The 12,673-nt window shown below is 65.3% G+C and carries 16 protein-coding genes and 1 pseudogene; 10 read left to right on the top strand and 7 right to left on the bottom strand.

Features of this window, described 5'->3' with window-relative positions:
* The 8 genes from VFA16_RS04515 to VFA16_RS04480 form a co-directional block, all read left to right on the top strand.
* On the top strand, positions 1–996 hold a 996-nt coding region (locus VFA16_RS04515), incomplete at its 5' end, for a hypothetical protein (RefSeq protein WP_324966660.1).
* Positions 983–1,528: a hemerythrin domain-containing protein gene (locus VFA16_RS04510; RefSeq protein ID WP_324966659.1), complete on the top strand. Its 546-nt coding sequence runs from the start codon at positions 983–985 to the stop codon at positions 1,526–1,528. The genes VFA16_RS04515 and VFA16_RS04510, both read left to right, overlap by 14 nt.
* 32 nt (positions 1,529–1,560) lie before the next feature.
* Positions 1,561–2,622, top strand: a complete 1,062-nt coding sequence (locus VFA16_RS04505) for a hydrogenase expression protein HypE (protein ID WP_324966658.1) — start codon at positions 1,561–1,563, stop codon at positions 2,620–2,622.
* A 47-nt stretch (positions 2,623–2,669) separates the two neighbouring features.
* Positions 2,670–4,466, top strand: a complete 1,797-nt coding sequence (locus tag VFA16_RS04500; RefSeq protein ID WP_324966657.1) for a nickel-dependent hydrogenase large subunit — start codon at positions 2,670–2,672, stop codon at positions 4,464–4,466.
* Positions 4,463–5,023 (top strand): hypothetical protein, encoded by a 561-nt coding sequence (locus VFA16_RS04495; RefSeq protein ID WP_324966656.1) that lies wholly within the window; start codon positions 4,463–4,465, stop codon positions 5,021–5,023. The genes VFA16_RS04500 and VFA16_RS04495 overlap by 4 nt, the downstream gene beginning before the upstream one ends.
* Positions 5,020–5,649, top strand: coding sequence for a DUF5947 family protein (locus VFA16_RS04490; RefSeq protein WP_324966655.1), 630 nt, complete (start codon positions 5,020–5,022; stop codon positions 5,647–5,649). The genes VFA16_RS04495 and VFA16_RS04490 overlap by 4 nt, the downstream gene beginning before the upstream one ends.
* The gene (locus VFA16_RS04485) at positions 5,642–5,848 is read left to right on the top strand and encodes a hypothetical protein (RefSeq protein WP_324966654.1); all 207 of its coding nucleotides are present in this window, start codon (positions 5,642–5,644) and stop codon (positions 5,846–5,848) included. Before VFA16_RS04490 ends, VFA16_RS04485 begins: the two co-directional genes overlap by 8 nt.
* A gap of 10 nt (positions 5,849–5,858) precedes the next feature.
* Positions 5,859–6,002 carry a hypothetical protein gene (locus VFA16_RS04480; RefSeq protein ID WP_324966653.1) on the top strand — a complete coding sequence of 48 codons (144 nt, stop codon included), beginning with the start codon at positions 5,859–5,861 and terminating at the stop codon, positions 6,000–6,002.
* Positions 6,003–6,238: 236 nt separating this feature from the next.
* On the opposite strand, the gene VFA16_RS04475 is transcribed toward VFA16_RS04480, so the two are convergent.
* Complete coding sequence (locus VFA16_RS04475) at positions 6,239–6,652, bottom strand: ChaB family protein (RefSeq protein WP_324966652.1); 414 nt, start codon at positions 6,650–6,652, stop codon at positions 6,239–6,241.
* A 30-nt stretch (positions 6,653–6,682) separates the two neighbouring features.
* A complete protein-coding gene (locus tag VFA16_RS04470) occupies positions 6,683–7,219 on the bottom strand; it encodes a DUF1360 domain-containing protein (RefSeq protein WP_324966651.1) in 537 nt (178 codons plus the stop codon).
* A gap of 144 nt (positions 7,220–7,363) precedes the next feature.
* Between VFA16_RS04470 and VFA16_RS04465 the strand changes: the two genes are divergently transcribed.
* Positions 7,364–8,047 (top strand): HAD family hydrolase, encoded by a 684-nt coding sequence (locus VFA16_RS04465; RefSeq protein ID WP_324966650.1) that lies wholly within the window; start codon positions 7,364–7,366, stop codon positions 8,045–8,047.
* Positions 8,048–8,060: 13 nt separating this feature from the next.
* Here the strand turns inward: VFA16_RS04465 and VFA16_RS04460 are convergent, their stop codons facing one another.
* The 4 genes from VFA16_RS04460 to rpsB form a co-directional block, all read right to left on the bottom strand.
* Positions 8,061–8,282 carry a DUF2795 domain-containing protein gene (locus VFA16_RS04460; RefSeq protein WP_324966649.1) on the bottom strand — a complete coding sequence of 74 codons (222 nt, stop codon included), beginning with the start codon at positions 8,280–8,282 and terminating at the stop codon, positions 8,061–8,063.
* Positions 8,283–8,381: 99 nt separating this feature from the next.
* Positions 8,382–9,806 (bottom strand): amidase, encoded by a 1,425-nt coding sequence (locus tag VFA16_RS04455; RefSeq protein ID WP_324966648.1) that lies wholly within the window; start codon positions 9,804–9,806, stop codon positions 8,382–8,384.
* Positions 9,807–9,833: 27 nt separating this feature from the next.
* Positions 9,834–10,661: a translation elongation factor Ts gene (gene tsf / locus VFA16_RS04450; RefSeq protein ID WP_324966647.1), complete on the bottom strand. Its 828-nt coding sequence runs from the start codon at positions 10,659–10,661 to the stop codon at positions 9,834–9,836.
* 13 nt (positions 10,662–10,674) lie between these two features.
* The gene (gene rpsB, locus VFA16_RS04445) at positions 10,675–11,523 is read right to left on the bottom strand and encodes a 30S ribosomal protein S2 (RefSeq protein ID WP_324966646.1); all 849 of its coding nucleotides are present in this window, start codon (positions 11,521–11,523) and stop codon (positions 10,675–10,677) included.
* Between the two features lie 206 nt (positions 11,524–11,729).
* Here rpsB and VFA16_RS04440 point away from each other — a divergent pair.
* A pseudogene (locus tag VFA16_RS04440) lies at positions 11,730–12,248 on the top strand (M23 family metallopeptidase); the annotation flags it as partial.
* 150 nt (positions 12,249–12,398) lie between these two features.
* On the opposite strand, the gene VFA16_RS04435 reads toward VFA16_RS04440, so the two are convergent.
* A partial coding sequence (locus tag VFA16_RS04435; protein WP_324966645.1) for a tyrosine-type recombinase/integrase occupies positions 12,399–12,673 on the bottom strand: 275 nt, incomplete at its 5' end.

The raw sequence follows: 12,673 nt of genomic DNA, 5'->3' as shown, positions 1-12,673 counted from the left end.
ACGATCGCCGACCTTCGTCGCTCACCGCTCGTCGCCGACGTACGCATCCCCGCCGGAGAAGACGTCGAGTTGCTTCCCGAGGGCTCCGGGCGCATCGTTCGTACCTGTCGGCCGATATCGGCGACGATGCGCCTGTCGGTTGCCGATGCCCAGACGCCGTTCCCTTCAGTCATGCTGCGCATCAACACCGAAAACACCGACAGCACCACAGCGGCCGGAGTGCCGCGCCCGGAGGCCTTGCGCACCTCGATGATCGGGACCCACACGCTGATCGGCGTCGACCAGGGTGCGTTCCTGTCGCTGCTCGACCCGCCCGAGTGGGCGGCACACGCGGCGAAAGCCTGCCGCAACATCCACACCTTTCCTGTGCTTGCCGGCGAGCCGGGCGACCGCAGAACTTCTCAGGTGATGCTGTCGTCGCCGATCCTGCTCTACGACTACCCCGCAGTCAGCCCGGAGAGCCCGGGCGATCTGTTCGATGCCGCGGAGATAGACGAAATCCTGTCGCTGAGAACGGGCACCCTCACAGAAGACGAGAAGCAAGAAGCGCGTGCGACCGATCCGCGCGCCGCGGCCATCATCGACCGCGTCGATACGATGCCGCGCGAAATCATGGACCGGCTGCACGGGGCGATTCGTTCCCTGCAACCCCACCGGGAACCCGAACCCAATTCGGTGATCGTCGCCGGAGTTCGGATCACCAAGGGAAGCCGAGTGCGGCTGCGTCCCCGCCGGCGCGGCACCGACGCCCACGACATCTTCCTGAAAGATCGGACCGCCGTCGTCGACGACGTGTTGGTCGACATGGACGACCAATACCAGATTGCCGTCACCCTCGACGACGATCCCGGAGCCGACCTACACCAGTGGTACCGGCGCTTCTATTACTTCGCACCCGATGAGTTGTCGCCCCTCGACGCGGAAATGCCGCTGCCACAAGCGGACTCGTGTGATTTAGAGGGCTCCGTCGTCAGGAGGGATTATGGATGCACTTGAGCTGTTGAACAACGACCACCGCATGGTCGAGCAGCTGTTCCGCGACTACCAGACGGCGAAGAACGACGAACAGCGCCGCGGCGTGGTCGAGATCATGATCCGAGAGCTGTCCAAGCACGCCGCGCTCGAAGAGCTGTTGGTCTACCCGCTGGCCAAACAGGCGATTCCCGACGGTGACAAGGAAATCGACCATCACCTCGACGAACACATGGCCGTCAAGAAAACGCTTGTGGCGCTGGACGAGGCGGGCTCCGACCGCGAGGAAACCGAGAAGCTGGTCGCGACACTGCAAAAAGAGATCGACGAACACGTGCAAGACGAAGAACAGGGGCTATGGCCCAAGCTGCGGGACGCAGTCGACGAAGACGCCCTCGTCGAGCTGGGCGAGGTCGTGGACAAAGCCAAGCAGGTGGCCCCCACCAGGCCGCACCCCGCGGCGCCGACCGAGCCGCCGAAGCTGGCGCTCGCTGCGCCGGTCGCGGCGCTCTACGACCGACTACGTGACCGGTTCCAAAAGCGGCCCCAGACGTGATGCGACACGAGGCTTAAAGAAAGGGTGAAGCAATGACGCTGCCACAAGAAGCGACTCAACCCAAGCCGCATGGCTTCGACGAGATTCACATTTTGTGGATATCGGAGGGCATGAGCTGCGACGGCGACACGGTTTCGGTGACCGCCTCCGCGCAGCCGCCGATTGAAGACGTGGTGACTGGGTTGATACCCGGTCTGCCGAAAGTGAACCTGCACAACAAGGTGCTCTCGCCGACGCTGGGCGGTGAGGAGTTCCTGAAGCCATTCCGGGCTGCGGCGCGGGGAGAGCTCGAGCCGTTCATCTTGGTGATCGAGGGATCGATCCCCAACGAGAACGTCCACGAAGAGGGGTACTGGACATCGTTTGGCAACGATCTGGAAACCGGCGAGCCGTTGACGCTGAGCTGGTGGCTCGACAACCTGGCACCTAAAGCGTGGGCGGTTGTTGCGGTCGGCACTTGCGCCGCCTACGGCGGCATCCATGCGATGGCGGGCAACCCCACCGGCTCCATGGGGCTCGCCGACTATCTGGGCTGGGACTTCAAATCCCGTGGTGCACTTCCGATCGTCAACATTCCGGGCTGCCCGGTGCAGCCGGAAAACTTCATGGAGACGTTGACTTGGGTGCTCTACCACGCGGCGGGGTCGGCGCCTCCCCCGCCGCTCGACCACATGCTGCGGCCGCAATGGATCTTCGGCAAAACCGTTCACGAGGGGTGCGACCGGGCCGGCTACTACGAGCAAGGCGACTTCGCTCACGACTACAACTCGCCGAAATGCCAAGTCCACGTGGGGTGTTGGGGACCGGTGGTCAACTGCAACGTGCCCAAACGAGGCTGGATGTCCGGGGTCGGGGGCTGCCCGAATGTCGGCGGTATCTGCATCGCCTGCACCATGCCCGGATTCCCGGACAAGTTCATGCCGTTCATGGACGCTCCGCCTGGCGGCAGCTTCTCATCAATGGTGGTCAAGCCGTACGGCGCGCTGATCCGCCGGATGCGCGGGCTCACCAACCTCAACGCCAACCGCGAACCCAAGTGGCACCACAAAGGCCCCAAGCTCACCACCGGGTACAACCCGCGCTGGCGTCCGTGACGACAGCGGCAACCAAAGCTTGAGCGAATACAGAAGGGACATCAGACATGACGCTCACCGAGTCAGCGCAGACCGGGAAGAAAGAGGGATCGCAGACCATCGAGATGGCGTGGGATCCGATCACCCGGATCATCGGCAACCTCGGCATCTACACCAAGATCAACTTCGGCACCAAGACCGTCGAGCAATGCCACAGCACGTCGTCACTGTTCCGTGGCTATTCGGTGTTCATGAAGGGCAAAGATCCCCGCGACGCCGGTTTTATCACCAGCCGGATCTGCGGCATCTGCGGCGACAACCACACGACGTGTTCGATCTACTGCCAGAACATGGCCTACGGCATCGATAACCCGCCGCTGGCCGAGACCATCATCAACTTGGGCGAAGCCGCCGAATATCTCTTTGACCACACCATCTTCCAGGACAACCTGGTCTTCGTCGACTTCTGCGAGGCGATGGTCAAAGACACCAATCCCGGTTTGTTGGCCAAGGCGGAGAACAAGGAAGCCCGCAACGCCCAGATTCACGGCTACCGCACCATCGCCGACATCATGCGCGCGTTCAACCCCTTCGAGGGCGACGTCTACAAGCAGGCGTTGCGGGTCAGCCGAACCACCCGAGAGATGTTCTGCATCATGGAGGGCCGGCACGTGCACCCGTCGACGCTCTATCCCGGCGGCGTCGGCACCATGCCTTCGCCCACCACGTTCACCGATTACCTGACCCGGTTGCTGGACATCCTGGACTTCGTCAAGCAGGCCGTCGCCATGAACGACGACGTGTTCGACTTCTTCTACGAGGCATTGCCAGGCTACGAGGAAGTGGGACGCCGGCGGGTGCTTTTGGGCTGTTGGGGCGCTTGGCAGGATGCGTTCGAGGTCGACTACAAGTACGAGCACATGTCCGACTGGGGTCGCAAGATGTTTGTGACGCCCGGCGTCATCGTCGACGGCAAGCTCGTCACCAACGACTTGGTCGATATCAATTTGGGCATCCGAATCCTGCTGGGCAGTTCGTATTACGAGGACTGGGTGAACGAGGAACCGTTCGTCACGCACGATCCGCTCGGCAACCCGGTGGACATCCGCCATCCCTGGAACCAAACCACGCTGCCCGATCCGCAGAAGCGGGACTTCAACGACAAATACAGCTGGGTGATGAGCCCGCGCTGGTTCGACAAGAACAGCGGCGAGCACTTGGCGCTGGACACGGGCGGTGGCCCGTTCGCCCGGCTCTACAGCACCGCGCTGTCGGGGCTGGTCAACACTCCATATGTGAAATCGACCGGCCACAGCGTGCAGATCTCGCTGCCCAAGAGTCGCACGCTGCCCGAGACCACGCTGGAGTGGAAAATTCCGCAGTGGTCCAACGCGATCGAGCGTGACAGGGCCAGGGTTTACTTCATCGCCTATTCCGCGGCGATGGCGTTCTTCTTCCTCGAGCGGGCGATGGAGATGGTGCGTGCGGGAGAAACCAAAATCTTCAACAACTTCGAGGTGCCTCACGACAAGGCGATCGGCTGCGGATTCCACGAGGCAGTACGGGGAGTGCTGTCCCACCACATGGTGATCGACAAGGGCGTCATTGCCAACTATCACCCGTACCCGCCGACACCGTGGAACGGCAGCCCCCGTGATTCCTATGGCACTCCGGGACCCTACGAGGATGCGGTGCAAAACATGCCGATCTTCGAGGAGAACGGCCCTGAGGACTTCCGGGGCGTCGACATCATGCGCGCGGTGCGCAGCTTCGACCCGTGCCTGCCCTGCGGTGTGCACATGTACGTCGGCGGTGGGCGCACGATCAAGAAGACCCATTCACCGACCAGCTTCCTGGGCTCATGACCGAACCCGCCGAACAACCACCGCAACGGCTCCGCGACGAGCAGGTCCGGGAGGCACTCACCCGGCTCAACGAGCTACTCGGCGAACTGGAGCTCACGCCGGGGCCAGCCGCAGACGTTGCGCGGGAGGCACTTTCGTCGTTGACGCAAGTCTATGGTGAGGCACTGGCGCGCGCGCTCAGTTATGCAGCTGGCATTCCGGAGTTGCGTGACGCCTTCGTCCGCGACGAACTGCTCGGACATCTGCTGGTGTTGCACGACATCCATCCCGAGTCGGTGGGAGAACGGGTATCCCGTGCCATCGGGGACATGTCGCAGGCAGTGCGGGACCGCGGCGGCGCAATCGAACTCGTCGGGATCGACCAGGGCATCGCGACGGTGCGGTTGTCAAAGCACGGCTGTGGGTCCTCACTTGCCGGGATCGACGAGGTGATCCGCGAAGAGGTGCTGTCGCTGGCACCGGAGCTCTCCGGCGTCGAGGTGGTCTCAGGTGCGGCTCGCGACACTGCGTTCATCCCACTGGCTAACCTGATGGCGCGACCGGAGGTGCGCGCATGACCGCGTCCACGCATCCTCAGACCGGCATGACATTGGATGCCTTGCGCCGCACGATTCGTCGATCGCCACAACAGATCCCGGCTCAGCGTTGCCAACTGTGTGATGCTCCGATTCCGGACGCGCACCGGCACATGCTCGACGAGCAGGCCGGCGCTGTGCTGTGTGTATGTCACCCATGCCAGCTGCTGTTCCATCGTGAAGCGGCCAGTCGCGGGCATTACCGCCTAATCCCCGATCGCCGGTTGCGGCTGCCCGCATTCGGCACTGCGCGGCTCGGTGTGCCCGTTGGGCTGGCGTTCTTCGTCGTTCAGCCCGATGGCACTGTTGTCGCCAACTACCCCAGCCCTGTTGGAGTCACTCAGTGGGAAGTGGATTCGACGGCGTGGCAAGCGGTCCAACGTGAGCGTCCGGTGTTGCGAGACATCGCTCCGGCGGTGGAGGCGGTGCTGGTGAACACCACCCGCGGCGCCGACGAACACTGGATTGTGCCGATCGACGACTGTTATCGCTTGGTGGCGGTGATCCGTCGCCAATGGCGCGGGCTGTCGGGTGGCAGCCGGGTGTGGCCGGCGATCGACCGCTTCTTTGCCGAACTCAGTTCGCAGGAAAGGAATTCGAATGAGTAAGATCCGCGTTGGCAGGTCACGTGTCAAGCCGACTACCGGCTCGCATTCGTGGCGGGTCCAACAGGGCAATCAGGGACCTTACGACAGCCAGCCGGGACATAAGTCAGACGGCAAAGCCGACGCCCGGCGCTCGACCGGCGTTCACCCCAAGAAGCACAACGCATTTCTGCCGATCATGCCCAACCTGCCGCCCGGATGAGAGGCTTGTGATGAACGCGAAACTGCCGAAGGAGTTCACTATTCCCGCGGCCCCGGTCTACCTGGTGATGGCTGTCCTGGGCCTCGGCATGCTGGCTCTTGCCTGGCGGGAGGCGCCGGCCATCATCCGCTATATCAAAAGCGAAATGATGTGACGCCCTCCGCCGTGCGGCCGACTTGCCTACTGCAGCTGGCGGAGCACAGCGGCAGCGCGGTGAGCACGGCGAGCATCCAGGCGACATAGTCGCCCATGTGCCCCGAATGGGCGCTGCGCAGCGCTGCGGCAGCCGGTCGACTGGCCACCATCGCCGCTCGCCGCAGTGGTGACTCGTTGCGCGGTTGATAAAGCGCGACAAGCGCCAGGCACCCGGCTGCGCTGGCGCTCCAATGCTCAGCGGGCCCGCGCGCGGCGGTTGGCCTTCTTGATCGCTTCTACGAGTTCGGGCTTGCTCATCGTGGAGCGTCCGCGCACGTCGAGCCGGCGGGCCACGTCAAGCAGGTGCTTCTTGCTGGCGTTGGCGTTGACGCCCTCCGCCGACGGGGCCTTGTTGTTCGGGCCGCCGCCTTCCGCGGCTTTGTCCGACGGTCCCTTTTTCTTCTTGGGCTCCCAGTGATCGCCGACCTTTTCGAAACTGTGCTTGAGTGCGGCATAGCCGACCCGGTGGGCGCGCTGCTCGCTGCCGTACTGCTCGGCAGCCGAGTCGTGGGCTTTGGCGAACGTCCGTTGCGCTTTGGCGTTGGACCGCTTCAGCGTGCTGGGCAACTCGCTCTTTTTGGGCTTGCCGCCCTTGGTTGTCTTCGGCATGGAAACCTCCCGATCGGTTGTGTCGTTACCTCAGCTCCCTGCGGACTGCTGCGCCTTCGCATAGGCGAACTGGAGAAAGTCGGCGCCGGCCAGTGCGGTGAAGCTGCCGGCGACCAGGCGGGTCAGTCGCGGTGCGAAGATCAAGCCGATGACGAATCCGGTGGCCACCCACATGTCGAGGCAGAACGGGCAGGTCAGGAGTTCTCCCAGACTGTGGCGCAACTGGCTGTCGTGACGGGTCTCTTCGTGCACCTCGGCGGGACCACCCGTGCCCGCGTAGCGAGTGAACGGCGCCCGCAGCGGGCTGGTCACCGCGTCTTTGGCCAGGGTCCGGGAAAGCTTGTGGGTGCCCAAGGTGACGGTGATCAGGTCCTGCAGCTGCCAGCGCTCCGGTAGCTTGCGTCCGGTGGCCGCGGCGACGATCGCCGTCACCGCCACCACGACGCCGTAGATGGCCATCACTGCCAGGTATCCGCTCAGCGGGCGCTGGTTGTCGCCGCGATATTCCTCGGCTTCCTGGCGGGCACGTTCTGCTGTGCTGGCGGTTACGTCCCGCAATTCGCCCACTGGCACTCCCTCATCGGTGTCCGGTCCTGATGCCGGTTACCCGAAGTCCGCGCCGCGCAATCCCGGCACACTGCCGCCCGCCGACGTTTCCGGGGCACTCGTCGGGGTACCTAATGAGCCGACGCATAGAGAGGACGGGTTGTCGTGGCCGAATCCGCCGCCGACGCACCGGCTATTTTGTTGGACCTCGACGGCACGTTGGTCGATTCCAACTTCCACCATGCGGTGACCTGGCATCGAGCGTTTCTGGATGTGGGCCAAGATGTCCCGTGTTGGCGGATTCACGGCCTTGTGGGTCGCGCCGGCTCCGAACTCGTCCGCATCCTGCTCGGTGACGAGCTTGCTGACGCGCATGGCGACGAAGCGAAGGAAGCGCATAGCCGCTATTTCGGCGAGTTGGAGCCGGTTCTGCGGCCTCTCCCGGGCACCCGCGACTTGCTCGAGGCCATCGCCGAGCGGGGATGGCGCACGGTGTTGGCCTCGTCGGCGTCGGAAAAGACGTTGGCGTTGCTGCGCCGGGTGCTCGACGTCGACGACCTGGTGAGCGAGATAACCTCCAGCGTCGACGTCGACCGCGGCAAGCCCGATCCAGACATCGTCAGCACCGCACTCGAACGGGTCGGGCTCGACCCGGGGCGCGCGGTTTTCGTCGGCGACGCGGTGTGGGACGTGGAGGCGGGTCGACGCGCGGGTGTGCCGACCGTGGGCGTGCTCTGCGGCGGGGTGGCACGCGAGGCATTGGAACAGGCCGGCGCGGCGGGGATCTACGCCGATCCGGCGGACCTGCACGCCCATCTCGACGACGTGAGCCGATTGCTGCGGGCCTGATCGCCCGATGGGTTCAGGTGAGCGGGTCCCCCGACTGGTATCGCTCGGAATCGTCGGCGAACATCAGCGCCTCGTCGGCGCCCTCGTAGATACGATCCGGCAGGAGTTCGAGGCGGGCCAGCACCTCGTCGTCGGTGCTGTCGGCCCTGGCCCGGCGGAGCAACTCCGCTTTGTCGCACGGATAGCTGATCGCGGATAGGACTCGCTCCAGCTCGATTTCGCCTTCGTCTGTCATCGCAGGCACCTCCATCGGTTGTCGCGGCCCCCCCAAGGTGCCGGCCGCCCGATCGTGATTCCCGATCCTGCTGGGGCTAAACAGCTAGCGCCACTCGCCCTATGAGCGTTTTCCGCGATCGGCGCCGGTTTGGATGCGGGCCCATGGCTGTGCCTCTTCGAGTTCGTAGGCCAGTTCCAGCAACCGCGCTTCACGCCCGATGTCGGCGGAGAGCATCATGCCCACAGGCATACCGCTCGCGGATTCGGCCAGCGGCAGCGAGATCGCTGGCTCGCCGGTGACGTTCTGCAGCGGCGTGAACGCAACCCAGTCGCGCATCCGGTCCATGACCTGTTGGTAATCGGCGGTGGGGTCGAGGTGACCGACGGGCGGCGTCTCGTCGGCCAGCGTGGGAGTCAGCACCGCGTCATAGGTGCCGAAGAACTGTGCCGTGCGCCGCCGCATGGCGCGCAGCCGCGCGATCGCCAGCGGCAGGCGGTGCAGGTTGCGCCGCGCGTGGCGGTTCAGGCCCAGCGTCAGGTTGTCCAGCCGGGTGGCATCGAAGGTGTCGCCGAACCTGCGTCGGCTGATGTACATCTGTCCCAGCGCAAGCAGCGCCCAGTAGAGGACGAAGTCGTCGCCGAAAGTGGAAGGCACCGGCGGGTTTTCGACATGCTCCACGCGGTGCCCGAGTTCCTCGAGCAGTCGGGCGGATTTCAGTGTCAGCTCGCGGATTTCGGGGGTGGACTCGCGATCGACCGAGCGGGTGATGACGGCGATCTTTAGCCGCTGCCGACCGGGGTGCGTGACGTCGCCGATGGGCGGCAGGTTGGGGTGCCGCCAGATGCGCTCGGCCTCGCGGTAAAAGGTCGCGGTGTCGCGCACCGACCGGGTCACCACACCGTTGGCAACCAGCCGGATCGGCATCCGGCGCAGCTCCTTGTCCACCGGCAACCGGCCGCGCGACGGCTTCAAACCCACCAATCCGTTGCAGGCGGCCGGAATTCGGATCGAGCCGCCGCCGTCGTTGGCGTGGGCGATCGGAACTGCACCGGCCGCGACGAACGCAGCCGACCCCGACGACGAAGCGCCCGCTGTGTAGTCGGTATTCCACGGGTTGCGCACCGGTCCCAGCCGAGGATGCTCGGCGGAGGGGCTGAAGCCGTATTCCGATAGCTGCGTTTTGCCCAGCGAGATCAGCCCGGTGCCCAGGTAGAGCCGGGTGAACTCGCCGTCGACGGGGGCCCGACGCGGCACCCACGCGTCGGTGCCCCGCATCGTCGGCAATCCGGCGACGTCGACGTTGTCCTTGATGAACGTCGGTACACCGCTGAAGAAGGCATCCGTGGGCGGTGTTTCGGCGCGCGCCCGGTCGAACGCCTGGTAGGCCAAGCCGTTGAGGGCCGGGTTGACGGCCTCGGTGCGGGCAATGGCCGCCTCGATGATGTCGGCCCGCGCCAGCTGCCCGCTGTTGATCGCTTCAGCAATGGCGACCGCGTCGAGGTCACCTAGGGCGTCGTCGCCGAACGCGTGGACTCGTCGCATGGCAGCGACGCTATCAACGCGCTGCCGTCAGGGCTGGCCGACCTCGAACCGGACGAACCGCGTCACGGTCACACCGGCCTCGTCGAGCAGCGCCTTCACGGTCTTCTTGCTGTCCGACACCGACGGCTGCTCGAGCAGCACCACATCTTTGAAGAAGCCGCCCAGCCGGCCTTCGACGATCTTGGGCAGCGCTTGTTCCGGCTTGCCTTCGGCCTTCGCGGTTTCCTCGGCGATGCGGCGCTCGTTGGCCACCACGTCGTCGGGCACGTCGTCACGGCTCAGGTAGCGGGCTTTCAGCGCGGCGATCTGCAGCGCGGCGGCGTGCGCGGCGTCTTTATCGGAACCGGTGTATTCCACCAGCACACCGACGGCCGGCGGCAGGTCGGCCGAGCGCTTGTGCAGGTAGCTTTCGACGGTGCCGTCAAAGAATGCGACACGACGCAGCTCGAGCTTCTCGCCGATCTTGGCGGACAGCTCGGCGATGGCCTGCTCGACGGTCTTAGTCCCCGAACTTTGGTCAATAGGAGAAGCCTTGAGCGGGTCGACGTCGCTTGCCTTGGAGACGGCCGCGGCGGCGACGATCCGATCGGCCAGCGCACCGAATTCGGCGTTCTTGGCGACGAAGTCGGTCTCGCAGTTGAGTTCGATCAGCGCGCCGTCCTTGGCTGCGACCAGTCCCTCGGCCGTCGCCCGCTCGGCGCGTTTGCCGACGTCCTTGGCGCCCTTGATCCGCAGCGCCTCGACAGCCTTGTCGAAGTCGCCGTCGGATTCGGCCAACGCGTTTTTGCAGTCGAGCATGCCGGCGCCGGTCAGCTCCCGAAGCCGCTTGACGTCGGCAGCGGTGTAGTTCGCCAATGGTCAGCCTTTCCTATGAAGGGTCCTGTTCGGTAGTGGTGTCTGTCGCCGGTTGCGCCTGGGGGGCGGTCGGGTCTGCGGCGGGCGCGGTCGCGGCAGCCAACAGCTCTTGTTCCCACTCAGCCAGCGGCTCGGCGGCTTCAGCCTCCGGCTTGCCGTCGCCGCGGCCCAGTCCGGCGCGGGCCTGCAGCCCTTCGGCCACGGCCGAGGCGATCACCTTGGTGAGCAGCGCGGCCGAGCGGATCGCGTCGTCGTTGCCCGGAATCGGGTAGTCGACCAGGTCCGGGTCGCAGTTGGTGTCCAGGATGGCGATCACCGGGATCCCGAGCTTGCGGGCCTCGCCGACGGCGATGTGCTCCTTGTTGGTGTCGACGACCCAGACCGCCGACGGCAGTTTGTTCATGTCGCGGATGCCGCCCAGGCTGCGCTCGAGCTTGTTCTTCTCGCGGGTCAGCCCCAGGATCTCCTTCTTGGTGCGGCCCTCGAAGCCTCCGGTCTGCTCCATTGCCTCCAGCTCCTTGAGACGCTGCAGGCGCTTGTGCACGGTGGAGAAGTTGGTGAGCATGCCGCCCAGCCAGCGCTGATTTACATACGGCATGCCGACCCGAGTGGCCTCGGCCGCGATCGATTCCTGCGCCTGTTTCTTGGTGCCGACGAACAGGATGGTGCCGCCGTGGGCGACGGTCTCCTTGACGAACTCGTACGCCTTGTCGATGTAGGTCAGCGTCTGCTGCAGGTCGATGATGTAGATGCCGTTGCGGTCGGTGAAGATGAACCGCTTCATCTTGGGATTCCAGCGACGGGTCTGATGCCCGAAGTGGGTGCCGCTGTCAAGCAGCTGCTTCATGGTTACAACAGCCATGCCTGTGCCTTTACTGTGGTCGGTTGTCGCCTGGCGTCGGGTGAAGCCAGGCCCTGGCGTCTGCGGGATGCCGCACCCATCTGACGAATCCTTCAGAAGGGACCGCGCGGCATCTGATTGGCGGCAGACACGCGAAGTCAGCCCACCGACGTGGACTGCGCCGACGAGTTTACACGCCAGTAGCTGGTGCTTTGTCCACAGCCTGCCTGGCGCCCGACCCCGCGGGCCGGTGGACTGATCCAGTGCGATCTGTTGCGGTCCTGTTGGGGGCGGCACTGCTGTGTGCGGCGCCGGCTGTTGCCGACGAGGCCCGGTTGCAGTGGCCGTTGCGGCCGCGCCCGGCAGTCGCGCGCAGCTTCGACGCGCCGTTGCCCAACTGGAATCGCGGGCATCGCGGGGTGGATCTGGCCGGTGTGCCCGGTCAGCCGGTCTATGCGGCGGGCAGCGCGACGGTGGTGTTCGCGGGCTTGCTGGCGGGACGGCCAGTGGTGTCGCTGGCCCACCCGGGCGGTTTGCATACCAGCTACGAGCCGGTGCGGGCCGTGGTTCGGGTCGGTCAACTAGTCGCGAGCGGGACGGTGATCGGCGAGTTGGTGGCCGGTCACCCAGGCTGCACGGTCGCTGCCTGCCTGCACTGGGGCGCGATGTGGGGTGCGGCGGCGCGCGCCGACTATGTCGATCCGCTGGGTCTGCTGGCGTCGACGCCGATCCGCTTGAAGCCACTGGGATGAGCGGCGCCGCAGCGCTCACAGAACTCTCTGCCCGGGGACACTATTTGCCCGCCTTCGCACGATTTCGCTGCGTCGAATCGCTCGAAGGCGGGCACAACAGGTATCGCCCTCCTCGGAGGCTCCTGATTAGGGACCAGTAGCGCGCTAGGCCCGGGGGTGAGCTTGGTCGTGGACTGCGCGCAATCGCGCGACCGAGACGTGGGTGTACAGCTGGGTGGTCGCGAGGCTGGAATGTCCGAGCAGTTCCTGAACCACGCGCAGGTCTGCCCCGCCCTCGAGCAGATGGGTGGCTGCGCTGTGCCGCAGCCCGTGCGGCCCGATGTCGGGTGCGCCGTCGACCGCGGCCACGGTCTGATGCACGACGGTGCGGGCCTGGCGCACGTCGAGTCGTCGCCCCCGGGCACCCAGCAGCAACGCCG

The sequence above is a fragment of the Mycobacterium sp. genome (genome assembly GCF_035653355.1).
Lineage (GTDB): Bacteria > Actinomycetota > Actinomycetes > Mycobacteriales > Mycobacteriaceae > Mycobacterium.
The sequence above is the reverse complement of the archived record's forward strand: the minus strand, read 5'-3'. Positions and strand labels throughout refer to the sequence as shown.

Excerpts from the sequence above, each read along its gene's own strand:
- VFA16_RS04475 (WP_324966652.1), bottom strand. The coding sequence starts at position 6,652 with ATGCCGAAGACAACCAAGGGCGGCAAGCCCAAAAAGAGCGAGTTGCCC.
- VFA16_RS04490 (WP_324966655.1), top strand. The coding sequence starts at position 5,020 with ATGACCGCGTCCACGCATCCTCAGACCGGCATGACATTGGATGCCTTG.
- VFA16_RS04500 (WP_324966657.1), top strand. The coding sequence starts at position 2,670 with ATGACGCTCACCGAGTCAGCGCAGACCGGGAAGAAAGAGGGATCGCAG.
- VFA16_RS04485 (WP_324966654.1), top strand. The coding sequence starts at position 5,642 with ATGAGTAAGATCCGCGTTGGCAGGTCACGTGTCAAGCCGACTACCGGC.
- VFA16_RS04455 (WP_324966648.1), bottom strand. The coding sequence starts at position 9,806 with ATGCGACGAGTCCACGCGTTCGGCGACGACGCCCTAGGTGACCTCGAC.
- VFA16_RS04510 (WP_324966659.1), top strand. The coding sequence starts at position 983 with ATGGATGCACTTGAGCTGTTGAACAACGACCACCGCATGGTCGAGCAG.
- VFA16_RS04480 (WP_324966653.1), top strand. The coding sequence starts at position 5,859 with ATGAACGCGAAACTGCCGAAGGAGTTCACTATTCCCGCGGCCCCGGTC.
- VFA16_RS04495 (WP_324966656.1), top strand. The coding sequence starts at position 4,463 with ATGACCGAACCCGCCGAACAACCACCGCAACGGCTCCGCGACGAGCAG.
- VFA16_RS04460 (WP_324966649.1), bottom strand. The coding sequence starts at position 8,282 with ATGACAGACGAAGGCGAAATCGAGCTGGAGCGAGTCCTATCCGCGATC.
- rpsB (WP_324966646.1), bottom strand. The coding sequence starts at position 11,523 with ATGGCTGTTGTAACCATGAAGCAGCTGCTTGACAGCGGCACCCACTTC.
- VFA16_RS04505 (WP_324966658.1), top strand. The coding sequence starts at position 1,561 with ATGACGCTGCCACAAGAAGCGACTCAACCCAAGCCGCATGGCTTCGAC.